General features: G+C 45.4%; 24 protein-coding genes and 1 other RNA gene. 4 read left to right on the top strand and 21 right to left on the bottom strand.

The window, feature by feature from the left end; genetic code table 11:
• Positions 1-11: 11 nt before the first annotated feature.
• From murC to rsmI, 13 genes are all read right to left on the bottom strand, one after another.
• Positions 12-1,475 carry a UDP-N-acetylmuramate--L-alanine ligase gene (gene murC, locus K6Y31_RS14930; RefSeq protein ID WP_233053753.1) on the bottom strand — a complete coding sequence of 488 codons (1,464 nt, stop codon included), beginning with the start codon at positions 1,473-1,475 and terminating at the stop codon, positions 12-14.
• The gene (gene murG / locus K6Y31_RS14925; RefSeq protein WP_233053752.1) at positions 1,475-2,572 is read right to left on the bottom strand and encodes an undecaprenyldiphospho-muramoylpentapeptide beta-N-acetylglucosaminyltransferase; all 1,098 of its coding nucleotides are present in this window, start codon (positions 2,570-2,572) and stop codon (positions 1,475-1,477) included. Before murG ends, murC begins: the two co-directional genes overlap by 1 nt.
• Positions 2,562-3,734: a cell division protein FtsW gene (gene ftsW / locus K6Y31_RS14920; protein ID WP_233053751.1), complete on the bottom strand. Its 1,173-nt coding sequence runs from the start codon at positions 3,732-3,734 to the stop codon at positions 2,562-2,564. The genes murG and ftsW overlap by 11 nt, the downstream gene beginning before the upstream one ends.
• Positions 3,725-5,038: a UDP-N-acetylmuramoyl-L-alanine--D-glutamate ligase gene (gene murD, locus K6Y31_RS14915; protein ID WP_233053750.1), complete on the bottom strand. Its 1,314-nt coding sequence runs from the start codon at positions 5,036-5,038 to the stop codon at positions 3,725-3,727. The genes ftsW and murD overlap by 10 nt, the downstream gene beginning before the upstream one ends.
• Positions 5,039-5,064: 26 nt before the next feature.
• Complete coding sequence (gene mraY, locus K6Y31_RS14910) at positions 5,065-6,147, bottom strand: phospho-N-acetylmuramoyl-pentapeptide-transferase (RefSeq protein WP_233053749.1); 1,083 nt, start codon at positions 6,145-6,147, stop codon at positions 5,065-5,067.
• Complete coding sequence (locus tag K6Y31_RS14905; RefSeq protein ID WP_233053748.1) at positions 6,141-7,517, bottom strand: UDP-N-acetylmuramoyl-tripeptide--D-alanyl-D-alanine ligase; 1,377 nt, start codon at positions 7,515-7,517, stop codon at positions 6,141-6,143. Before K6Y31_RS14905 ends, mraY begins: the two co-directional genes overlap by 7 nt.
• Positions 7,518-7,557: 40 nt before the next feature.
• On the bottom strand, positions 7,558-9,042 hold the full coding sequence (gene murE, locus K6Y31_RS14900) for a UDP-N-acetylmuramoyl-L-alanyl-D-glutamate--2,6-diaminopimelate ligase (RefSeq protein ID WP_233053747.1): 1,485 nt from the start codon (positions 9,040-9,042) through the stop codon (positions 7,558-7,560).
• A 1-nt stretch (position 9,043) separates the two neighbouring features.
• Positions 9,044-10,774 (bottom strand): penicillin-binding transpeptidase domain-containing protein, encoded by a 1,731-nt coding sequence (locus K6Y31_RS14895; RefSeq protein WP_233053746.1) that lies wholly within the window; start codon positions 10,772-10,774, stop codon positions 9,044-9,046.
• Positions 10,771-11,082 (bottom strand): cell division protein FtsL, encoded by a 312-nt coding sequence (ftsL, locus tag K6Y31_RS14890; RefSeq protein WP_233053745.1) that lies wholly within the window; start codon positions 11,080-11,082, stop codon positions 10,771-10,773. Before ftsL ends, K6Y31_RS14895 begins: the two co-directional genes overlap by 4 nt.
• A complete protein-coding gene (gene rsmH, locus K6Y31_RS14885; protein ID WP_233053744.1) occupies positions 11,079-12,023 on the bottom strand; it encodes a 16S rRNA (cytosine(1402)-N(4))-methyltransferase RsmH in 945 nt (314 codons plus the stop codon). Before rsmH ends, ftsL begins: the two co-directional genes overlap by 4 nt.
• Entirely contained in the window at positions 12,023-12,481 is a 459-nt protein-coding gene (gene mraZ / locus K6Y31_RS14880; RefSeq protein WP_233053743.1) for a division/cell wall cluster transcriptional repressor MraZ, read from the bottom strand. Before mraZ ends, rsmH begins: the two co-directional genes overlap by 1 nt.
• A gap of 321 nt (positions 12,482-12,802) precedes the next feature.
• An RNA gene (gene rnpB / locus K6Y31_RS14875) (RNase P RNA component class A) lies at positions 12,803-13,162 on the bottom strand.
• 68 nt (positions 13,163-13,230) lie between these two features.
• Positions 13,231-14,067 (bottom strand): 16S rRNA (cytidine(1402)-2'-O)-methyltransferase, encoded by an 837-nt coding sequence (gene rsmI / locus K6Y31_RS14870; RefSeq protein ID WP_233053742.1) that lies wholly within the window; start codon positions 14,065-14,067, stop codon positions 13,231-13,233.
• Positions 14,068-14,239: 172 nt separating this feature from the next.
• Here rsmI and K6Y31_RS14865 point away from each other — a divergent pair, with 172 nt between their 5' ends.
• From K6Y31_RS14865 to dolP, 4 genes are read left to right on the top strand one after another with little or no spacing between them, the layout of a single operon-like run.
• Positions 14,240-16,282, top strand: a complete 2,043-nt coding sequence (locus K6Y31_RS14865) for a penicillin-binding protein activator (RefSeq protein ID WP_233053741.1) — start codon at positions 14,240-14,242, stop codon at positions 16,280-16,282.
• Positions 16,266-16,619 (top strand): YraN family protein, encoded by a 354-nt coding sequence (locus tag K6Y31_RS14860; RefSeq protein ID WP_233053740.1) that lies wholly within the window; start codon positions 16,266-16,268, stop codon positions 16,617-16,619. The genes K6Y31_RS14865 and K6Y31_RS14860 overlap by 17 nt, the downstream gene beginning before the upstream one ends.
• Positions 16,620-16,625: 6 nt before the next feature.
• A complete protein-coding gene (locus K6Y31_RS14855) occupies positions 16,626-17,213 on the top strand; it encodes an SIS domain-containing protein (RefSeq protein WP_233053739.1) in 588 nt (195 codons plus the stop codon).
• Between the two features lie 8 nt (positions 17,214-17,221).
• Positions 17,222-17,800, top strand: a complete 579-nt coding sequence (dolP, locus tag K6Y31_RS14850; protein ID WP_233053738.1) for a division/outer membrane stress-associated lipid-binding lipoprotein — start codon at positions 17,222-17,224, stop codon at positions 17,798-17,800.
• Positions 17,801-17,848: 48 nt separating this feature from the next.
• On the opposite strand, the gene K6Y31_RS14845 is transcribed toward dolP, so the two are convergent.
• The 8 genes from K6Y31_RS14845 to zapE form a co-directional block, all read right to left on the bottom strand.
• Positions 17,849-18,253 (bottom strand): ClpXP protease specificity-enhancing factor, encoded by a 405-nt coding sequence (locus K6Y31_RS14845; RefSeq protein ID WP_233053737.1) that lies wholly within the window; start codon positions 18,251-18,253, stop codon positions 17,849-17,851.
• Between the two features lie 10 nt (positions 18,254-18,263).
• Positions 18,264-18,899, bottom strand: a complete 636-nt coding sequence (gene sspA / locus K6Y31_RS14840; protein ID WP_233053736.1) for a stringent starvation protein SspA — start codon at positions 18,897-18,899, stop codon at positions 18,264-18,266.
• 87 nt (positions 18,900-18,986) lie between these two features.
• Positions 18,987-19,724: a cytochrome c1 gene (locus tag K6Y31_RS14835; protein WP_233053735.1), complete on the bottom strand. Its 738-nt coding sequence runs from the start codon at positions 19,722-19,724 to the stop codon at positions 18,987-18,989.
• On the bottom strand, positions 19,724-21,001 hold the full coding sequence (locus K6Y31_RS14830; protein ID WP_233053734.1) for a cytochrome b: 1,278 nt from the start codon (positions 20,999-21,001) through the stop codon (positions 19,724-19,726). Before K6Y31_RS14830 ends, K6Y31_RS14835 begins: the two co-directional genes overlap by 1 nt.
• Complete coding sequence (gene petA / locus K6Y31_RS14825; RefSeq protein ID WP_233053733.1) at positions 21,001-21,591, bottom strand: ubiquinol-cytochrome c reductase iron-sulfur subunit; 591 nt, start codon at positions 21,589-21,591, stop codon at positions 21,001-21,003. Before petA ends, K6Y31_RS14830 begins: the two co-directional genes overlap by 1 nt.
• A gap of 302 nt (positions 21,592-21,893) precedes the next feature.
• Positions 21,894-22,283: a 30S ribosomal protein S9 gene (gene rpsI / locus K6Y31_RS14820; RefSeq protein WP_232799921.1), complete on the bottom strand. Its 390-nt coding sequence runs from the start codon at positions 22,281-22,283 to the stop codon at positions 21,894-21,896.
• A gap of 16 nt (positions 22,284-22,299) precedes the next feature.
• Positions 22,300-22,728 (bottom strand): 50S ribosomal protein L13, encoded by a 429-nt coding sequence (gene rplM / locus K6Y31_RS14815; RefSeq protein ID WP_232799922.1) that lies wholly within the window; start codon positions 22,726-22,728, stop codon positions 22,300-22,302.
• A gap of 208 nt (positions 22,729-22,936) precedes the next feature.
• Positions 22,937-24,043, bottom strand: coding sequence for a cell division protein ZapE (zapE, locus tag K6Y31_RS14810; RefSeq protein ID WP_233053763.1), 1,107 nt, complete (start codon positions 24,041-24,043; stop codon positions 22,937-22,939).
• Positions 24,044-24,225: the final 182 nt, after the last annotated feature.

Raw genomic sequence — 24,225 nt, 5'->3', positions numbered from 1 at the left:
AGTAATAGTCGCTAATCTACCATTGCAGAGCGCTTCATTGCTGCAACATTCAACTCAAATTCGGCTAATTCTTTTACCGCACCACCAATATTGCCAGCCCCTTGCGTCAAAACCAGATCGCCGTCTTGCATTATGTCGGCTAACACCGCAGGCAACTCTTGCACCGTGGGGACATGAATGGGCTCTTTATCACTTCGTTGACGTATGGTTCTGCATAAAGCGCGGCTATCGGCCCCCGGAATGGGTTGCTCACCCGCGGCGTAAACATCAAGTAAAATTAACTGGTCAACTTGCGACAGCACATTAGCAAAATCTTCATATAAGTCGCGCGTACGAGTAAAGCGATGGGGCTGGTAAGCCATCACTAAACGGCGCTCTGGCCAGCCCGCTTTTGCTGCTTTGATAGTCGCCAATACTTCGCTAGGGTGATGACCATAATCATCCACCAGCATAACTTTGCCTTTGCCCGTTTCAAACTCACCATAATGTTCAAAGCGACGACCAATACCAGCAAATTTCTCTAGCGCCGCTAGAATCGCATCGTCTTCAATATTGTCTTCACAGGCTACCGCTATCGCCGCTGCCGCATTAAGGGCGTTATGACGACCCGGTAGGTTCAAGGAGATAGCCAGTGGCTCTTTGTCTTTGCGATGAACATTAAACTGACATGAACTTGCGGTTTGCACAAAATCAGAAATTCGCACATCGGCTACATCCGAAAAACCGTAAGTCACATAATGGCGACCGATGCGAGGCAGTAGTGACTCGACAACTTCGTCATCAATACATAATACCGCCACACCGTAAAATGGCAGATTGTGTAAAAATTCAATAAAGGTGTTTTTCAACACCTCAAAGTCACCTTGGTAAGTATCCATGTGGTCAGCTTCAATATTGGTCACCACAGAGACCATTGGCTGCAGGTGCAAGAATGATGCATCACTTTCATCAGCTTCTGCAATAAGGTAACGACTGGCCCCTAATTTTGCGTTAGTGCCAGCACTGTTAAGCAAGCCACCAATAACAAAGGTAGGATCTCGCTCGGCTTCACCATAAATACTGGCGATTAGGCTGGTTGTGGTGGTTTTACCGTGAGTGCCGGCAATCGCAACACCGTGGCGGTAGCGCATTAACTCGGCTAGCATCTCGGCGCGGCGCACGATCGGAATACGTAATTCTTGCGCCGCAATAATTTCAGGGTTTTGTTTATCGATAGCTGTTGATACCACCACCACAGACGCCCCCGCAATATTATCAGCACCATGACCAATGGTAATACTCGCGCCTAAGCCACGTAAACGTTGCACAACTTGGTTTTCACCAATATCAGAGCCGGTAATTTTGTAACCTTCATACAGTAACACCTCGGCGATGCCGCCCATACCTGCACCACCAATACCCACAAAATGGATATGCTCTACGCGACGCATTTCAGGGATCATGGCTCTAATTTTATCTAGTTCAACGTTAATCATTACTTCTTCTCGGTTAATTCATTACATATTGCAGCCACACGCAAGGTCGCATCCACAATCCCTTGTTCGCGCGCTTTAGTTGCCATTTCAAGCAATTGCGTTGGCTGCTGGGTAAAATTGTATATTTCGTTAGCGAGAGCACTCGCGGTTAACTCAGTTTGTGGCATTAAGATAGCGGCGCCATTGTTTACTAAGCTCAAAGCATTTTTGGTTTGATGGTCATCGACAGCATGGGGTAAGGGCACAAAAATAGCAGGAACGCCCGCGACCGCTAACTCTGAGACGGTTAACGCACCCGCGCGACAAACCACAAAATCAGCCCACTGATAAGCTTGCGCCATATCGTCGATAAAATCGGACACATCGATAGTGGTGGCTGCTTGGCTATAAGACTCAGCATAAGCCAGCTTGACACGATCACTGTTTCCTCTGCCGGTCTGATGCCTAATTTGAACACTGCCATCTGGTAAATGGGCTAAAACTTGCGGCAAAGTATCATTTAATACCTTGGCCCCCAAGCTACCACCCACCACTAAAATATTTAGCGGCAAGCTTGGCTCTGATAATAACTGCTTGCCTAGGGCGACCACTTCTTGACGCACCGGGTTGCCCACTCGCTCTGCTTTAGGTAAATTTACCGTATTGGCAAACGCAGCTAAAACCCGCTTGGCAAACTTCGCTAAAATGCGATTGGTCATTCCCGCGGCGGCATTTTGCTCATGAAGAACTAACGGCACACCACCCAACCAAGCCGCGATGCCGCCCGGGCCACTAGCAAATCCACCCATGCCAAGCACCACATCTGGCTGCTGTTCTTTTAATACCTGACGCGCTTGTAGGATAGATTTAACAATTCTAAATGGCGCTAACACTAACCGCTTTAACCCATTACCACGCACACCCGCAATATCGATAAAGCTAATGTTATAACCGTGCTGTGGAACCAGTTGCGCTTCCATTCTGTCGGCTGTGCCCAGCCAGTGTATATGCCAGCCTTGCTGCGCTAACTCTTTGGCAACCGCAATGCCAGGGAACACATGTCCACCAGTGCCACCTGCCATCACTAACAATGTTTTCTTAACAGCATTATTTGTCATGCTTTACCTCTCGCGCTTGGCTAGTATCACGGCGAAATTCATAATCAATCCGAAGTAAAACAGCCACCGCCAGCGCCATCATTAATAAACTCGAGCCACCATAACTTACCAAAGGTAAGGTCAGTCCTTTGGTTGGTAAAATCCCCGCAGCTGCGCCAATATTCACCGCGGTTTGAAAACTAAACCAAATGCCAATCGCCATAGCTAAATAGCCACTGTAAAGCTGATCGTGCTGTAAGGCTTTTTTGCCGATTAATAGCGCTTTAATCGCCAACCAAAGTAATAAACTCAGCACTACAACTACGCCAATAAAGCCCATTTCCTCGGCTAAAATGGCAAATACAAAGTCGGTATGAGCTTCAGGTAAATACTCAAGCTTTTGCACTGAATTACCTAAGCCTTGGCCAAACCAGCCACCCCGGCCAAATGCCATTAAAGATTGTGTTAATTGATAGCCACTACCAAAAGGATCTTGCCAAGGGTCTAAAAACGAAGTGACACGGCGCATCCGGTAAGGCTCAAGCACGATCAACAAGATCACAGCTGACACCCCAGTGATAAAAATCGCGATAAATTGACCCAGCTTAGCGCCCGCCAAAAACAATAAACCAATAGTGGTTACCATCATCACCACCACCGAGCCAAAATCCGGCTGCGATAGTAATAAAACAGCTAATACAAACAGCACTATCAAAGGCTTGAAGAAGCCTTTTAGGGTTTCTTGTACCTCTTGCTTACGACGCGCCAAATAGCTTGCCAAGTAGGCAAACAAGGCAAACTTAGCAAATTCAGCAGGCTGAATATTTATCGGCCCGATGCCAATCCAGCGCACTGCCCCATTAACACTGCGACCGATAACCAACACCGCAATCAGCATCACAATAGCCAGCAACAAAAATCGGCCACTGTTTTCTTGCCAAAAACTCACTGGCAGCATTAATACCAACGCCCCAACCACTAAGGCGGCAAAAGCAAAAATGGCATGGCGTTTTACAAACATCATTGGGTCGTTGTTGATTGCAATGCCTTCAGGAATCGACGCCGAAGCCACCATGATCATCCCAATCACAATTAAACTGAGCGCCAACACCAACAACTGGCGATCATATAAGCTGCTTGTGGTCGCTGGAAAAAGCCAGCTTTTAAAGCTGCTTAGTGACATGGCAACTCCTCGACCAACGCGCGAAAGGCATCGCCGCGAGCCATGTAGTTAGTAAACATATCTAAACTGGCACATGCTGGCGATAACAATACCCAATCTGCCGGCTGTGCCACTTTGGCGCAATAAGCCACCGCCTCAGCTAAATCATTCACCACCGCACATTTGCTGTTTAAGCTGGCAATCTGCTGCTTGTCTTGACCAAAGCAAACTACGCTGGCAATTTGTTGTTCAAAAGCTTCTTTTAACGGTGAAAAGTCACCGCCTTTACCATCACCACCGGCAATCAGGTGCAGTTTCCCTTGGATCACTGGCGCTAAACCATCAATGGCCGCTAAGGTCGCTCCGACATTAGTGGCTTTCGAATCGTTAATCCAACGAACGCCGTTCACCTCTTTAATAAACTCACAGCGATGCGCCAATCCAGTGTAGGTTTTCGCGGCGCGAAGTGCGGCTTGGCGATCAACGCCCGCCGCATCAACAAGGGCTAACGCCGCTAGTACATTAGCGATGTTATGGAGGCCTGAAAGGGCTAATTCATCAGCATAAACCAATACCTCACCACAATAAGTCAGGCCAAGGCCCCGTTCAGTGGCGAGTAAACCATAATCCGACTCGGCATCGGTGCCAAAAGACACTAACTGCGCAGACGTTTTTTCAGGGAATGTCAGTGGGTCATCACGGTTGATTAATACCTGCTCAGCACCTTGATAGATGGTTAACTTAGCTTGGCGGTAGGCATCAAAGGAGTCATAGCGATCCATGTGATCTTCGGTTACGTTCAATACCGTAGCAATACAGGGCTGCAAACTATGGGTGGTTTCGAGTTGAAAACTAGACAGCTCAAGTACGTATAAGTCGCAATCTTGTTCGAGTAAAGATAGTGCTGGTACACCGATGTTACCGCCAACTCCCACGTTAACACCAGCTTGCAATGCCATTTCCCCCACGAGGCTGGTCACGGTACTTTTACCATTAGAACCTGTAATGGCTATCACCGGCGCTTTCACTGCGCGGGCAAACAGCTCAATATCACCGATGATTTCAACGCCCGCCGCGGCCGCTTCTGTTAGTGCTGGTGACGCTAGTGCAATCCCTGGGCTTGCCACAATTAAATCGGCTTGATTAAGAACCGTTTGTGGGACTTCACCCGCATAAAGGGTGACATGGTCAGGAAGCTGATCTTGCCCCGGAGGTTGAGCGCGGGTATCGATCACAACAGGCAAAACGCCTTGCTTTAGGCAATAGTGAACACAGGACAATCCTGTTATACCTAAACCTAAAATAACTACATTTTGCTGTTTCATATTCAACTTCCGTTAACCTTTATTGATTAGCGTAACTTCAACGTTACTAAGCCCACGAGAACCAACACCAAGGTGATAATCCAAAAACGCACTATCACGCGCGGCTCAGGCCAACCTTTTAACTCATAATGATGGTGGATTGGTGCCATGCGGAAAATTCGTTGGCGGCGCAGTTTATAAGAGCCAACTTGCAAAATCACCGACAGCGTTTCCATGACGAATACCCCGCCCATGATCACTAAAAGAATCTCTTGACGCACCAGTACCGCGATGGTACCGAGTAATGCCCCTAAGGAAAGCGAACCTACATCCCCCATAAACACTTGCGCGGGGTAAGTGTTAAACCATAAAAAGCCTAATCCCGCCCCCACAATAGCCATACAAACTACTAATACCTCACTCGCTTGCGGAATGTGAGGAATAAATAAGTAGGAAGAAAAATTCGCGTTGCCGGTAAGATAGGCAATAATACCAAACGCTGCCGCTACCATGACAGTTGGCATGATAGCAAGGCCATCAAGGCCATCAGTTAAGTTCACCGCATTACTACTGCCAACAATGACAAAGTAAGTCCAAATAATAAAAAACAAGCCTAGCTGTGGCATCACCTCTTTAAAAAAAGGTACAACAAGCTGAGTTTGACCATCACTGTTCGCGGTGAAATATAAAAAGGCTGCCACCGAGAGCGCCGCGGCAGAAAGCCAAAAATACTTCCAACGCGCAATTAATCCGTCGGTATTTTTGTGCACTACCTTACGGTAGTCGTCAACAAAGCCGATAGCCGCAAAACTAAACAGCACAAATAGCAGCACCCAAATGTAACTATTATCAAGTCGAGCCCATAGCAAGGTGGAAACGGCGATCGCTGCAACAATTAACACCCCGCCCATGGTTGGTGTACCACGTTTACTAAAGTGCGATTCTGGGCCATCGTGGCGCACAACTTGTCCAATTTGCATCATTTGCAATCGACGAATCAATTTAGGCCCCATCCACAATGACACCACTAGCGCCGTTAATACACTCATAACCGCACGAAAAGTCAGGTATGAAAAAACATTAAAAAACGAAAATTGGGCAGTTAACTGCTCCGCCAACCAAACTAACATGCTTGTGCCTTTTGACTTTGATTTAAAAATGCAACGACTTCTTCCATATGGGCACTGCGTGAACCTTTCACTAATATGCTAATGGTTTGATCTTGAGAGAGTAACTGAGCGTCTAACCAAGTATATAAGGCTGACTTCTCGGAAAAATAATGGCCAATAGCGCCCGCGCCTTCAGCGGTGTTTAAACTTAATACCCCTACCGCAGCCACCGCGGTAATGCCTTTAGCTAGGGCATATTCACCGAGCTCTTGATGATAAATACGCGCTTCGTCGCCCAACTCTCCCATGTCGCCAACCACAAAGATTTGCTTCCCGGGGTAAATACTAAGTAAATCGATAGCCGCCTTAGCCGAGGCCAAATTAGCATTGTAGGTATCATCGATAACAGTTAAGCCATCGCGTACTTGCAGCACATTTAGCCGGCCTTTAGCACATTGCATATGACCAAAACCGGTCGCGATGGTCGCCAAGCTAATACCTAACTCTAAACACAAACTGGCAGCAGCAAGGGCGTTGGCAACATTATGTAAGCCCGGTACTGGTAGGCTAATTTGTTGCTCACCTTGCGGAGCATGCAACATAAAGGATGCTAACCCTTGCTGATCAAGCTGAATATTACTGGCAAATACGTGTGCATTTTGATCTTGAGTTGAAAACCATTTCAACGACTTATCTTTAACTCGCTGTTGCCAATAGCCAAGGTATTCGCTGTCACCATTAACAATGGCAACGCCGTGATCTTGTAAACCAGAGAAGATTTCACTTTTAGCTTGCGCGACCCCTTGAATAGAGCCAAAACCTTCAATATGCGCCGGCATTACGTTATTAATCAAGGCAACATTAGGTTTGACTAATGAACTGGTGTAGGCAATTTCACCTTTATGATTCGCACCTAATTCAATCACCGCAAACTGATGTTCATGGGTTAGGCGAAGTAAGGTTAATGGCACCCCGATTTCATTATTAAAGTTGCCTGCCGTTGCCAGCACTTGGCCTTCACAACCTAAAATAGCGGCCACCATTTCTTTAGTGGTGGTTTTACCGTTACTACCTGTTATAGCAATGGTTTTAGGGTTCACTTGGGCTTTCACATAAGCGCCTAATGCGCCTAGAGCGTGTAGCGTATCTGCCACAATAATCTGGGGTAAACCGCAATCGACTTCACGTTCAACGATCAGTGCCGCAGCCCCCAACGCCTTGGCTTGTAATGCAAACTCGTGGCCATCAAACGAAGCGCCCACTAGGGCAATAAATAAGTCACCCACGCTAATGTGGCGCGTATCGGTAGTGACATTGCTAATAACGCAGTTATCACCATTTAGTTGCCCATCAACCGCAGCTGCAATCTCAGTAAGATTTAAACGGATCATGATTTACCTACTAATAAATATGAGATGACATTAACTGTCACTAAACAGTACATGATTCACCCACTAATAAAGTTTCGATCGCTTCACGATCGCTGTAATACAAGGTTTCATAACCTATAATTTGGTACGTTTCGTGGCCTTTCCCTGCCACTAAAATCACATCCGTTACATCGGCATGAGTCAAAGCGTAAGAAAGCGCTTGCTTGCGATCATGGATCACTTGAACATTCTCTGTCGTGGTAAAGCCCGCTAAAATGTCTTCCACAATGGCCGTTGGGCTTTCTGTTCGTGGATTGTCATCCACCACGATAATCTGATTGGCGTAAGCTTGCGCGGCCTGTGCCATTTCTGGTCTCTTACCCTTGTCGCGATCACCGCCGCAGCCAAATAACAGCCAAAGCTTGCTCTCGCAGTGTAGCTTTAAGCCTTGCAGCGCTTGCGCGAGTGCATCTGGGGTATGCGCATAATCCACCACAAAAGCAGGTTTATTTGGCGCAGAGATATATGCCATACGACCATCGACAGCATCTAATTGCGGTGCCTGAGGCACTAATTCAGACAATTCATACCCTTGGCATAACAGCGCAACTAATGCACAAGCTAAATTAGACACATTGAATTTGGCATAAAGTGGCGCGCTAATTTGCCCTTCGCCCCAGCTCGAGTCAAAAGTGAATTGGATGCCATTACTCAGATATTGCGCGTCAATAATTTGCAAAAAACGGCCTTGATGAGCAATCGGCTTATGGAAGCCAACGCTAACGGCATCAGGCATTTTCGCTAACCAAGCTTGCCCTATTGCGTCATCCGCATTAATAATTTTGTGCTGCAAGCTAGCAAACTCAAATAACTGTTTCTTCGCTTTGCCGTAGGCATCCATGGTGCGGTGATAATCTAAATGATCACGGGTTAAATTAGTAAAAATGGCGGTATTAAATGGCAGCGCTGTCACTCGGTTTTGTACTAATCCGTGAGAAGAAACTTCCATTGCCACATGGCTAGCACCTTGCTCGTGCATTTTTTGCAATTCATGCTGGATTTCAATCGGGCTTCCCGTGGTATTTAAACCTTGGCGAAGCTGACCAAACAGGCCATTACCTAATGTGCCGAGCATGCCAGCTTTGGCGCCAAGTAAAGTCAGCCAATTAGCGATAAGCGCGCAAATAGTGCTTTTACCGTTGGTTCCTGTGACGCCAATTAATGACATATTATCGGCTGGATGCAGGTAAAAGCGCCCTGCAATGGCTGATACTTGCTGGCCTAATTGGTAAACATAAACAACTGGCTCGGCCTGCTCTTGGGTCATCTGATGACGATCAAGCTCGGGTTTATCTGTTTCCACCAATGCCGCGACGGCGCCATTGGCAATCGCTTGTGGTACAAAGGCGGACGCATCTTGTTGCGATCCCGCAATAGCAATAAACAAGTCGCCCTTGGTCACTTTTCGACTATCAAGGCAGATCCCCTTAATGTTAAGCGCAGCCAACGAGTCAGGTAGTGAATGTATTAAATCAGATAACTGCATCTTATTGCTCCTGCGCCATCGGTTGATGACGACTTAAACGAACTTCTTTATCATCGGGGGCAACATTCAACAGCTGCAACGAGCCGTCCATTACTTCAGCAAATACTGGTGCAGCAACATCGCCACCATAATAGCGATCGCCTTTTGGTTCATTCACTATCACCGCAATCGCTAGTTTAGGGTTAGATACTGGTGCAACCCCGGCAAACACCGCGACATAGTCATCGCCATAGCCACCGGCCACCGCTTTACGAGAAGTTCCGGTTTTGCCAGCCACGCGATAACCTTCCACTTGTGCTTGAGTTCCCGTGCCGCCTAATTTAGTCACACTTTCAAGCATGCTAATCACTTGTAACGCCGTTTCTCTTGGAATGACTTGCTCACCTTGCGGCTTTTCGTCACGCTTAATCATAGAAAGAGGATAACTCACGCCGCCGCTAGCCAAAATCGCATAAGCTTGCGCCAGTTGCAGTGTGTTCGCGGTGATGGCATAGCCAAATGACATGGTGGCTAATTCAAAGTCAGACCAACGCCGGCGCATGGGCAGGACACCGGATGTTTCACCAATTAAACCTATGCCCGTATCAGAGCCAAGACCAACATCAGCAAAAGTGGCTTGCAAACGCGGTGCGGTAAGCTCCAACGCTAATTTACTCACCCCGATATTACTCGACTTTTGCAATATCATGGTTAGGTCCATTTTGCCGTAATTACGATGATCCGCTACGCGGCGGCCACCAATGCGCATCCACCCAGGAGAGGTATCAATAATGTCATCTGGCTCTACTACTTTATTGATCAATGCACTGGCGATAACAAATGGCTTCACCGTGGAGCCCGGCTCAAAGGTATCAGTGATGGCGCGATTGCGCACCCGAAAGCTTTGATATTGGCCACGGTTATTAGGATTAAATGAAGGCGAGTTAACCATGGCCAACACTTCACCGTTGGTAACATCTATTACGACGGCAGAGCCAGAAGTGGCTTTGTTAAGCTTGACGTATTTTTTCAAGGCTCGATAAGCGATGGATTGAATGCGCTGATCAATACTTAAAGTGATGTCCTTGGCCTGCTGCGCTTCTTTGACCACTGCAATGTCTTCAATCACTCGGCCATGACGGTCTTTGCGCACTTGGCGTTGTCCGGGGATCCCCGTCAACCAATCGTCGTAGGTTTTTTCGATGCCTTCTTGGCCTTTATCATCAACGTTAGTAAAACCGATGATTTGTGAGCTAATTTCACCGGTTGGATAAAAGCGACGCGATTCAGGCTTTAAATAAACCCCCGGCAAGGCTAGCTGCTTAACATATTGCGCCATTGCAGGGCTGACCTGACGCTGTAAGTAAATGAAACGCTTTTTTGGGTTCTTTACTTTTTCAATGAGTTTATTTGTTTCAATAGACAAAACATCAGATAGCGCCTGCCAAGCTTTGGTATTACTCAAGCTGCCTTTTTCATGGATCACTTTAGGATCGGCCCAAACCGCCTGTACTGGCACACTGATAGCAAGGGGTTGGCCATTACGGTCACTAATAATGCCGCGCTGCACTTGGGTTGAAGTGGTGCGAAGACTGCGTAAATCGCCCTCTTTTTGTAATCGGTCAGGCTCAATAATTTGAATATAAGCAGCACGAGCCAATAGTGATGAAAACACCATAACTATCACTACCGACACGGTCATAAAGCGCCAGTTAATAAAATTAGGTTTCGCTTTCGGGTTACGTTTTATCATGGTAACTCAACCACTTGCTCGTATTTTCCGGTGGCACGATGCATATTTAACTGCTCATTAGCAATACGACGAATTCGACTGTGCTCCACTAAAGCGTTCTGTTCTAACAACAAGTTACGCCATTCAATGTCTAAATTATCTTTTTCCCCGCGCAGCATTTCACGTTTTGCGGTCATTAAACGCGTTTCATGAGTCGCCAAGATCACTGAAAAAGCGCTGGCAACCACGGCAACGGCAATTAAAAGAGTGAACTTATGTTTAAGCAGATCGCTAACCACGATCTGCAATAAACTCGGCTTAAATATCATGCTAACCTTTTAGCAACGCGCAACACTGAACTTCTTGCGCGAGGATTGTGTTCTATCTCTAACGGGCCGGGTTTTAACGCCTTACCCACTGATTTTAGTGTGCGGTCTCGGTTCAACTGATCTTCCGTGAGAGGAAGCCCCGCGGGTACCTCTGGACCTTTTTCTTGATTACGAATAAAACGTTTAACCATGCGATCTTCTAACGAATGGAAGCTGATCACTGATAAACGCCCTTCTGGCTTTAATACCGCTAATGAGCCCATTAACGCTTTATCTATCTCTTCTAACTCGCTGTTAATATAAATACGAATAGCTTGGAAACAGCGCGTAGCAGGATGTTTGTTTTTTTCTTTACTGGGATTCACCCGCGCAATCATTTCTGCTAACGGTTTAGTGCGGGTATAAGGTTCACGTTCCACTCTGTCCATCACAATAGCACTGGCAATTTTGCGGGCATGACGCTCTTCACCAAAAGTTTTTAATACCCAAGCAATGTCATCCACGTCCGCTTTGGCTAACCAATCTGCCGCACTGATCCCTGAAGTGGGATCCATGCGCATGTCCAAAGGACCATCACGTAAAAAACTAAAACCACGTTCAGCGTCATCAAGCTGAGGCGAAGAAACACCTAAGTCCATTAGCACGCCATCAACTTGCCCAGTGAGGCCCAGCTCTTCAATGTAATCCGCTAAACCAGAGAATGGGCCATGTACTATTTGAAAACGCGAGTCTTCTGCGGCCAGCGCATTACCAACGGCAATCGCTTGTGGATCACGATCGATTGCAATCAAACGGCCTGTATCGCCAAGTTGCGATAATATGTGACGCGAATGACCGCCGCGACCAAAAGTACAATCCACATAAATGCCGTCTGGCTGGATATTCAAACCAGCAACGGCTTCATCTAATAAAACGGTGGTATGGGCAAATGCTGTTGTCATTAAAGAGAAAATTCCTGTAATCCTTCGGAAAGCGCTTCATTACTGAGTTGCTGAGCTAACAAATCTTGTTCAACTTGCTGCAGCCACTTAGCATCATCCCAAAGTTCAAATTTATTTAGCTGGCCGACTAACATCATCTTTTTATCGAGGCCAGCGTACTGTCGTAGCGGTGCAGTTAATAATACCCGCCCTGCTTTATCTAATTCGCAGTCTGTGGCATATCCCAACAATAAGCGCTGCAGTCTGCGCTCTTGAGGGTTCATGCTCGACAGTTTGCTTAATTTCTTTTCTATTTCTAGCCATTCATTGAGTGGGTAAAGTAATAAGCTCGTTGAGTTGATATCCACTGTGCATACCAGTTGACCTTGGCATTCATCAGAAAGCCAATCTCGGTATTTGGTCGGAATTGCAAATCGCCCTTTCGAATCTAGGTTGATTGCATGGGCACCCCGTAGCACGTGTTATATACCCCTAATAAATCAAATTTCCCACAAAATGACACTTTTCCCCACGAATACTAATTTTAAGGCTGTTTTCAACCAATGCAAGCAGGGATCGTGATTCCATGTCGCATTATTTTGCTTAAAATCCAAGCAAGTTCAGGAAGCCTATGATTTAGATGAATTAAACAGGCAAGCAAAAGATGGAAAATATCTTGGCATTCAACTTTGTGAAAAATAATTCATCTTCAACAAGGACTTAGAATTGAGTGCCGTTGATTTTCAAGCATTTTTTAGCCACAAAAAAAGCCAGGTAGATTTTCATCTACCTGGCTGAATTTGGTGAGTTGACCGATAAGCCGGGTTCTGTCGTGAACCGTCATTCGTCTAGGCCAGCAATCACTCACTGGCTCAAGCAACCTACCCGCTTCCGATATGGGCCATACCTTAAGGAAGCCTATTTGGTCTTGCTCCGGGTGGAGTTTACCCTGCCACAAACTGTTACCAGCTGCGCGGTGCGCTCTTACCGCACCCTTTCACCCTTACCGGCGCTTACGCGCTTAGGCGGTTTGCTCTCTGCTGCACTTGTCGTAGGCTCGCGCCTCCCAGCCGTTAGCTGGCACCCTGCCCTGTGGAGCCCGGACTTTCCTCCCCTCATTTATTCGAAAATAAATAAGCGACGACGGTCTAGTCAACTCAGGGCGCGGATTATAGCGGGGTGTCTGACAAATAGCAATGCCAAGCCAACAGCTGGAATGCTGTCGCAGTTACAAGTGTTCAAGTCCCCACTTATATAAAGCATTTTTCTTTACTTGATGGATCTCAGCAGTAAGAGCGGCTGCCTTTTTCAGTGGGAGCTCTTTGCTTAATAAGGTTAAGGTTTGCAGTACCGCTTGCGATAACGCATTGGGATCGGCTTTAAAACCCGCTATTAATAGCACAAACTCACCGCGACGACGGTTTTCATCTTCTAATAGCCAAGGCAATACTTCACCTGCAGGGCCACCATGAATGGTTTCAAAGGTTTTACTTAACTCTCGTGCCAATACTATTTTCTTATCAGGCCCCATCACGCTAATGATTTTCTCTACCGTATCGAGCACACGGCGCGGTGATTCGTAGAAAATCATCGTTCGAGGCTCTTCCAATAGCGCCGTTAAGGTATCTGTTTTTGCTTTATCTTTGGCCGGCAAAAAACCTTCAAAAGAAAATCGATCTGAAGGCAAGCCAGATGCGCTTAACGCAGTGATAGCAGCACATGGGCCAGGCAAGGGCACCACTTTAATCCCCGCAGCGCGACAATCATTGACTAAATGATAACCCGGATCGCTGATCAACGGTGTTCCAGCATCTGAGACGAGCGCAATATTCTGCCCCTGTTGCATTTTAGCAATTAAGGTGGCTGATTTTTGTTGCTCATTATGATCATGCAGTGCAAAGCAAGGTTTACTGATTTGATAATGGTTAAGTAGCTTAGCAGTGTGGCGAGTATCTTCTGCGGCAATTAAATCAACTTGATTTAACACGGCAATGGCGCGCTCGGTAATATCTTGAATATTGCCAATCGGGGTTGGCACGATAAATAGAGTAGATGTTTCTAACATTTTATTGGTTAATCCTTTGAGCGCTGCAGCCCGTTCGCGATTGTTTTTATTGCTGTTTGCTTTAATCACGTTTATTCAGCTATGAGTAAACCCATTAAAAACAAGCAAACATGAATAAATTCCCACTGTTATCGTTGCAATCATTGTTAAAAAAACATCAGACGATTAAACTATGCGCACATTTATAGTGGAAAGTGAGCTAATGGTTTTGAACCCTTTTTTTAAGTCTTTTAGTGTAACACGCACCAGCCTTTGTTTAACGACTCTTCTTGTATTAAGCGCCTGTACCAGTACAGACCAATCCAAGACAGCCAGTGAACTCACGCCGCCTGCGGTCATGGCGCCATTAACGGCTACCTCAGACTACTACTTAGAACAAGCGACCAAGACTGTCGGGGCTAATAACGTTAACTGGCAATTACTTGCGGCCCGTTCTTTTCTTTCAGGTGGCCATACTCAACAGGCCCTTGCGGTATTACAACAGCTCGAAAAGCAGCCTCTGTCACCGAAACAGCTGGCAGAAAAAAACCTTATTCAGGCGCAAAGCTTTGCTGGCGAAGGTAATACCGATCGCACTTTGGCACAACTAAGACAAATAGATACCCAATATTTAGATCAATCTGCTTGGCCAAGCTACCTCACACTAAAAGGTCGCGCTGAACAAGAACAAGGTCAAATCACCGCGGCGATGTTCAGTCAAATGCAACTTGGAGAGTATCTAACCAGCGCCGAGCAAATCCAAGCCAATAATGACACCATTTGGCAATTAATGGCGCGCCATAATCAGGATCAATTGCGTGAACTGTCACAACAAACAGTGGATAGTAATATTCTCGCTTGGTTAGAGCTAGGCCTGATTAGTAAGCAATACAGCATTCAGCCTGACGTACTGAAACAACAAGTGGCTTTCTGGCAAAGTCAGTTTGTGGCGCATCCGGGATCGCTATATTTGCCAACCGCCCTACTACAAGATTTCAATTCGCAACCTCTTACTACTGATAACGTTGCCGTCTTCTTACCATTAACGGGAAAATATGAAGTTCAGGGCCAAGCCGTTCGTGATGGGATGCTCAAGGCTTATACCGATAGCAACTCTATTTCGGTGGTTAATTTTTATGATACCAATGCCTCCGACATGGCAAGTTTATACCAAACCGCATTAAATCAAGGCAGTAATTTTATTGTTGGGCCACTATTAAAAAGCAACGTAGAAAGTCTGGTTAATTTGAATACCGAGTTGCCGATGCTTGCGCTTAATCGTGTTGAAGGTATTCGTCAGAACAATCAGCAGTTTTTCTTCTCTCTTTCGCCAGAAGGGGAAGCAGAGCAAACAGCGCAAAAGATGTTTGATGATGGCCGAACCTACCCGGTAGTGGTCGCAGCCAAGGGCAGTTTTGGTGCGCGTATGGCAACCGCATTTAGTGATAAATGGCAACAGCTCACGGGCAATACGCCAGAAATCCATTACTTTTTGAATCGCAATCAACTGCAAAAATTTGTGCCCAGCTTAATGCATGGCGAACTGAGCAAAGGTCGCAGTAATCGCGTTAAGCAACAAGTGGCTTTTGATGTTAAAAGCAACACCCATCATCGCCAAGACATAGATGCCTTTTACGTGGTCGCTCAACCTATTGAGCTGCGTATGTTTAAGCCATTCTTAGATGTCACGGTTGACCCGCGTTTACCACCGATTCAAATCTATTCTGGCGCGCGCAGCCACCCAGAAAATATGAATCATTCAGAAAAACAAGACTTAAAAGGCGTCCTTTATAGTGATCTTCCCGTTATACTCGAACCGGATAACCCAGTATTAACCGAAGCAAAAATGCTTTGGCCTGATCGCAATTTAGATGACTTACGTTTCTATGCGATGGGCATCGATGCTTGGCATCTTATCCCTGAACTTGCAGCATTACGCGCGGATCCTAATTATCAAGTTCAAGGTTTGTCAGGTACGCTACGCTTAGATGGCGATGCCTTTATTGATAATTACCTCGCGTGGGCCAGCTATGAGAATGGTGAGCGCATACTCGTATCACCTTTAACGATCAGCCAAGATACTGGCCAGTATGGCACCGCCAAATCAGTGAATGACAATAGCAGCTCGAACCCTTTGTTAGATGACGAAAGCCGCATCAGCTTTGATGAAGAGGTTTTAATTGAAGCTCCCGATACAATAGATGAATCTGTACCAACAGATGAGAGCAATTATTAAACGCCAAACTGGCGATCAATATGAGCAACAGGCCTGCGACTTTTTGATCAGTGCAGGCCTAAGCCTTGTCTGTAAAAATTACACCAGTCGATTTGGTGAAATCGACCTCATCATGCAGCATGGTGATACCTTAGTCTTTGTCGAAGTTCGCTATCGTGCTGGTGCTGAATTTGGCGGCGCACTTGCCTCTGTAACAAGAAGCAAACAGCGACGCATCATCAAAGCGGCTAAGTCTTATCTAATGCAGCGGCCCTTTGAGGTTTATTGCCGCTTTGATGTGGTCGCCTTTGAGTCACAACAAGCCCCCATTTGGTTACAAAACGCATTTCAGGAGTAATTTAAGGTGCGCGACAAAATAAAAGAAAACTTTACCGAAAGCATTCAAACTAAGATTGCCGCGGCTGAAGCCCTGCCTGAATACATAGAAAAAGCGGCATTGATGATGGTGCACAGCTTACTGAGTGGCAATAAAATCATTGTATGTGGCAATGGTGGTAATGCCGCATTGGCACAGATTTTTGCTTCACATTTATTGAATAAATTTGAAACCGAGCGACCCAGTTTACCGGCGATTTCCATCACGCCCGACTCAACCTTAATTTCGGCAATTGCCACTGACACCCATTTTGACGAAATTTATGCTAAACAGGTCCGTGCGTTAGCGCAAGGTGGCGATATACTTTTAGCTATCTCCCATGGGGGAAACAGTCGAAATGTTATCAAAGCAGTGGAAGCTGCGGTTAGCCGTGACATGAAAATAGTTGCATTGACCGGCGGTGATGGTGGCGAAATGGCCGGACTATTGAGTGAAACAGATGTTGAGATTAGAACCCCTTCTCCTAAGGGTTGTCGTATCGAAGAAATGCATTTGTTTGTATTAAATTGTATTAGTGATTTGATCGACCAAACTTTATTTTCCACCGACAGTTGAGCATTAACATGATGAAGAAACACTTAAGTATTGCTTTAATCGCTAGCCTGACTTTATTACAAGGCTGTGCCGGTCTATTTGTTGCAGGCGCTGCAACGACCGCCGTTGTCGCTAATGATCGCCGCAGTGTGGGCACTCAGCTTGATGATCAAAATATAGAGCTAAAAGCGGCCCACCTTCTGGCCAAAAATGAAGCCTTGTATAAAGCATCCCGCATCTCAAGCATCGCAAATAATGGCAATGTATTACTCGTAGGGCAAACGCCAACAGCCGAGTACCAAAATCAGGCTGAAAAAATTGTCGCTGATATATCCGGTGTTCGCCGGGTATTTAACGAACTAAGACTGAATAACCCTATCGGTTTAGGCAGGCAGACATCGGATACTTGGATCACCACTAAAACTAAGTCGCTAATCTTAGACGATCCAGAAATTAATACATTAAAGATCAAAGTCGTTACTGAAGATGCCGAAGTCTTTCTAATTGGTCTGGTCACCGAGAAAGAAGCCCAAAAAGCAGTGGAAATTGCCCGTCACGTTAAAGGCGTGAAGCGTGTAGTGAAGGTGTTTGAATACGTTGCCGAATAGCCTAATGGTGGTGGCACATATAAAAAAACCGCTTTTCAGCGGTTTTTTTTATTTCACAACACGTAGACCCGGCTTTCCCTTGCGAGAGGAACTTGGCGCTGACGGCTCTGTTGGCGCCTCTTCCGCTAACTGAGCCTCGTAAAAAGGCTCCGCAGGAAACATGGTTCCAGCGCCATTTTCACGCGCATAAATCGCTTCTACCGCATACATAGGAATGTATACTTGAAACGGTGAGCCTGAAAAACGCGCATTAAAACTAACGGCCTCTTTATCCATTTCAAAAGCTGTCACCGCTCCCGGAGCAATATTTAAGACAATCTTGCCATCTTTAATAAACTGCTCTGGCACGTTTACGTGAGGTAGAAATGCACTGACCACTAAGTGAGGGGTCATGTCATTATCTAAGATCCAGTCAAAAAATGCCCTCAGTAGGTAAGGGCGATTAGGTGTCATTTCACTCATATTAGATAAGTACGCGAATATCGCGCTCTGTCTCTGTTAAAGCCGCTTGGAATGACTCACGATCAAAAATACGGATCATATAGCCTTTCAAGCCTTTCATCGCTGGGCCATTTAACTCGATACCCAGTTCCGGTAAACGCCATAATAGCGGTGCCATGTAACAATCAACCAAGGTGAACTCTTCACTCATGAAGTAGTCCATCTCATCAAACACAGGTGCAATTGTTGTTAGTGACTCTTTCAATTTTGCACGTGCCGCTTGGGCTTGCTCAGCATTGCCTTTCATGATTAGTTCAACTAAGGTGTACCAATCATTTTTAATGCGATGCATCATGAGACGACTGTTACCACGAGCAACCGGGTAAACAGGCATTAGTGGTGGATGAGGAAAACGTTCATCAAGGTATTCCATGATAATGTGTGATTCATAAAGAATCAGTTCACGGTCTATCAGAGTAGGAACTGAATTGTATGGATTAAGCTCCACCAGTTCAGTCGGTAAATTGTCTGGATCAACCTGCGTGATTTCGACACTGACGCCTTTTTCAGCCAGCACAATGCGAACCTGATGACTGTATAAATCGGATGCACCTGAAAATAGGGTCATCACAGAGCGTTTATTAGCAGCAACTGCCATTTAATCCTCCAACTCTTCAAAAACATAAAAAGGCAATGAGGGTTAAACCCCCATTGCCATTAATAACACATTTTATTATCGATTCGTCTAATGATGGACGTCGCGCCAGAACTCTTTCTTCAGCAAGTAAGCAATAATGAAGAAGATAAAGATAAAGCCAAGGACAAATATCCCTAAGCGTTCACGCTCAACACGCATCGGTTCACCCGAATAGACCAAGAAGTTTACCATATCTAACACAGCTTGGTTATATTCATCTTTACTAAGTTCACCGCTGCCATCAGCTTCGATTGAAACTAAGGTTTTATGCTCAACCCCATCAACCATCTCAGTCTCGAATACCGCATTTGGCACACCTTGTAATTCTTCCAGCACATGAGGCATACCCACATCAGGAAAAACGGTGTTATTCACGCCAAATGGTCGTCTAGGATCGGCATAGAACGAACGTAAGTAAGTATACAACCAATCAGCGCCGCGTACACGAGCAACCAAGGTTAAATCCGGTGGCGCAGCACCAAACCATTTAGACGCTTGTTTTTTATGCATTGAGTTAGTCATTAAGTCACCAATTTTTTGATCGGTGAACATTAAATTATCTAACATCAGGTCGTCAGGAATATCTAAGTCATTTGCAACACGCTCATAACGTTGATAGCCCATGGTGTGGCAACCTAAACAATAATTGATAAACAGTTTAGCACCGTTTTGCAGCGATGCTTTATCCGTTAAATCATAGTTTGCTTTATCCAGAGGAATACTCGGACCTGCTGCAAACACTAAGCTAGGCAACAGAGCAAATAAAGTAATAAGTAACTTTTTCATTATTTGGTGATCCTCTCTGGCACTGGCTTACATTTCTCATTCTTACTGTAAATAAACAGCAAGGCAAAGAAGGCGAAATAACCAAATGAACATATTTGAGAGATCAAAGTGTAAAGCGGTGTTGCTGGTAACGCACCCAAAATACCTAACACGATAAAACAAATAGTGAACTGTGTAATATTCAGCTTATGTAGTGTACTACGGTAGCGAATTGAACGAACCTTACAACGGTCAAACCAAGGTAAGAACACAAGAATCAACACAGAACTACCAAATACAATCACACCAATTAACTTATCAGGGATTGCACGTAGTATCGCGTAGAATGGCGTGTAGTACCAAACCGGTGCAATATGCGCAGGCGTTTTAAGGCCATTTGCTGGCTCAAAGTTTGGTGGCTCAAGAAAATAGCCGCCGCCTTCAGGCCAAAAGAATATGACGCCGGCAAATAGGAATAAGAATACTGCTACGCCTACCACATCTTTTACCACAAAGTATGGGAAGAAAGGTGCGGCATCAACAATGTCTTTTTTACCAGAAAATTGCTTGTGGTATTTGAATGGACTTAGTTCACTTTCTGGAACTGAGCCTTTTTTCTTCTTAATCTCAATACCTTCAGGGTTATTCGAGCCCACTTCATGTAATGCGACAATGTGCAAGAACACTAAGACCACAAGTACTAGCGGTAAAGCGACCACATGCAGCGCGAAGAAACGCGTTAGGGTTGCTCCCGATATAACAAAGTCACCACGGATCCACTGCGTTAGGTCATCACCAATAATTGGAATGGCGCCAAACAGCGAGATAATAACTTGCGCCCCCCAGAATGACATTTGGCCCCATGGCAGTAAGTACCCCATGAAGGCTTCGGCCATTAGCACAAGGAAGATCAGCATACCGAATACCCAGATCAGCTCACGTGGCTTTTGGTATGAACCATAAATTAGGCCGCGGAACATATGCAGGTAAACAACGATAAAGAAGAATGACGCGCCCGTTGAGTGCATGTAACGCAACAACCAGCCGTATTCGACATCACGCATGATGTATTCGATTGAAGCAAACGCACCTTCAGCAGAAGGGTTGTAGTTCATCGTTAACCAAATCCCGGTAAGAATTTGGTTCACTAGTACCAACATGGCCAACGAGCCAAAGAAGTACCAGAAGTTAAAGTTAATTGGGGTTGGGTATTGGGCTAAATGTTTATTCCAAGTGTCTGTCATGGGGATGCGTGCATCTACCCAATCGATAACACCTGTCACTAGTCCTTTAATCATTATGCATCTCCCTCTGATACACCCACAAGTACGGTATTATCATCTTTGAAATGATAAGGAGGTATCACTAAGTTCAACGGCGCTGGTACGTTTTGAAACACTCGTCCTGCCATGTCAAACTTAGAGCCGTGACACGGACAGAAGAATCCACTTTTAACGCCTTCAACCAATTCACCAAAACCGTCGGGTAAATAAGTTGGCGAACAGCCTAAGTGGGTACAAATACCTACAGCAACAAATATATCAGGTCTGATTGAACGTGCGGGGTTAGTCGCATAATCAGGCTGTTGAGGTTCCTCGGAATTAGGATCTCGTAATTTGTCATCGTGAGCTGCAAGATCTTTCATTGCAGCATCTGTACGGGAAACAACCCAAACAGGTTTTCCCTGCCATTCAACACGAATTAGTTGGCCGGGCTCTATTTTACTTACATCCACTTCCACCGGTGCACCAGCCGCTTTGGCTTTTGCACTCGGGTTCCATGATTTGATAAATGGCACGGCGACTCCCGCAGCTCCTACCGCTCCGACAACAGCTGTTGTCGCAGTAAGAAACATACGTCGGCCAGTATTCACAGGCGCATTGCTCATCCAAAAACTCTCCCTACGGACTCCGCGATTATTATTATTTCCCTTGCGGTAAATCAATTCTAGCGTTTAAGCAGATTTCTGCATTACGGGGTCGGTACAATTGTCACAGAAAAATCGTGTGAATTCTAAAGAAATAGGCGCAATTTGACAAGCTGATAATGTCTTTAACATTTTTTCAGCATCCAATTCTGAGACTTGCCACGTTTGTTTACAATTTAACGAAATAGCAGCCAGAAAGATCAATCACCCTAAAACAAAAAAACCCGACATAAGCCGGGTTTTGCATACTCGATAAACGAAAATTAACGTTTTGAGAATTGTGGACGCTTACGCGCTTTGTGTAGACCCACTTTCTTACGTTCAACTTTACGTGCATCACGAGTTACGAAGCCAGCTGCACGCAATTCAGCGCGTAGTGTCTCGTCGTATTCCATAAGTGCACGAGTGATACCGTGACGGATTGCACCCGCTTGACCAGTAGTACCACCACCTTTAACTGTAACTTTGATATCAAACTTATCAGTTAGTTGAACTAGCTCAAGAGGTTGATTAACAACCATGCGAGACGTTTCACGACCGAAGAACTCTTCAAGAGTACGATCGTTGATAGTTAGATTACCGCTACCCGCTTTTAGGAAAACGCGAGCAGTAGAGCTTTTGCGACGACCAGTGCCGTAGTATTGATTTGCCATTTGCCTGAATTCCGTATTAGATGTCTAAAACTTGTGGTTGTTGAGCCGAATGTTGATGCTCAGAACCCGCGTAAACTTTCAATTTACGGAACATTGCACGGCCTAGAGGGCCTTTTGGCAACATACCTTTAACAGCTGATTGAATAACACGCTCTGGCGCTTTTTCGATTAGCTTTTCGAAAGAGATAGATTTCAAACCACCTGGGTAACCAGTGTGAGAGTGATAAATCTTACCTGCAGCTTTATTACCAGTTACGGCAATTTTCTCACAGTTTACAACGATGATGTAATCACCAGTGTCAACGTGTGGAGTGTATTCTGCTTTATGCTTACCGCGTAAACGAGAAGCGATTTCAGTAGCTAAACGACCTAAAGTTTTACCTTCAGCATCTACCACATACCAGTCGCGTTGAACGCTCTCTGGTTTTGCAACAAAAGTTTTCATTAAACTCTTACCCAAAAATTAAAAAATGTTACGAAATGACTACTTAATTCAAAGTAGCGATTAAATACCACCTTCGTACCCCTTCGAATACGAACACTTGGTGCCAACAAATCCACCAAAGTTGGTGATTGTAACTGGGGGTCGCAAGATTATACGGAAAAGCTTTTTAGAAATCATCCTTTTTTGCTGCTATTTTGCCCACAGATATTTATGCCAGATGCTCTCGAGCCAAATATTCCGTACTTTGCATTTCTTGTAACCGAGAAAGGCAACGTTGAAACTCAAAACTCAAGCGACCACCTTGGTAAAGTTTATCCATGGCCACTTCCGCGGAAATGATCAAAGTGACATGACGCTCATAAAACTCATCGACCATGGCAATAAAGCGCCGCGCGGCATCATCACTGTCACCGCCCATGACGGTCACACTCGCCAATAACACGGTGTGATATATTTTCGACAATTCAATGTAGTCAACTTGACTACGTGCGCTGACACATAAAGCAGAAAACTCAATAAACAGTACACTATCAGCCTCTGCTCGCACCGGAATCTGACGATTAAGTACTTCTATATGGTGTTCATATTGCCTTGGTTCGCAGGAAAGTTGCTGAAAATAGCGGTTGAGGTTTTCTTCCGCTTTTTGATCAAGGGGTGAGTGGTAGATTTCGGCCTGCTCTAAGGTTCGCATACGATAATCAATGCCGCTATCAACGTTGACGATTTCACAGTTTTCATTGATCAGTTTAATCGCAGGTAAAAAACGAGCACGCTGTAAGCCATTACGATACAGCTCGTCAGGAATAATGTTTGAAGTCGCCACCAACACCACGCCACGCTCAAACAAAGCCTCGAACAAGGTGCCCAACAACATGGCATCAGTGATATCAGAAACAAAAAACTCGTCAAAGCAAATCACTCTTGCTTCAGCAGATAACTTATCAGCAATAATAAGCAAAGGATCTTCTTGGTTTTTTAATAAACCCAGCTCTTGATGCACGCGATGCATAAAGCGGTGAAAGTGCACTCGCATTTTTTGCGAAAAGGGTAAACAATCAAAAAATGTATCGACTAAATAAGTTTTACCTCGCCCTACTCCGCCCCAAAAATATAAACCCTTAATGGTTTCAACAGGCTCTGGTGGCTGAAATTTTTGCTTAATCTTATCAAGCCAGCCCACTGATTTAGCACTCGGAGTAGGCTTAATTAAATCTTGATAAAGGCGCTCAAGAGCGAACACAGCTTGTTCTTGGGCGGCATCATAAAAGAAATCATCTTGTTTTAAGTCACTTTGGTACTTGAGTAATGGCGTCACAGGCTTTATTAATATCCATACAGGTTCATCAGGTATAAACTTGCGCTTCGCATCGTAATCGGTTGCAAACCGCTCGATCACAATATTGCAACAGTTTAGGTCGCTTTGTATATACCCAATCAGCCTGGAGATGCTTGATTGGGTATATACTCAAGTCACGTTAAGATCCATGTCGTGCGCTT

The sequence above is a fragment of the Motilimonas cestriensis genome (assembly GCF_021295315.1).
GTDB classification, from domain to species: Bacteria; Pseudomonadota; Gammaproteobacteria; order Enterobacterales; family CBDFNC01; genus Motilimonas; species Motilimonas cestriensis.
The sequence above is the reverse complement of the archived record's forward strand: the minus strand, read 5'-3'. Positions and strand labels throughout refer to the sequence as shown.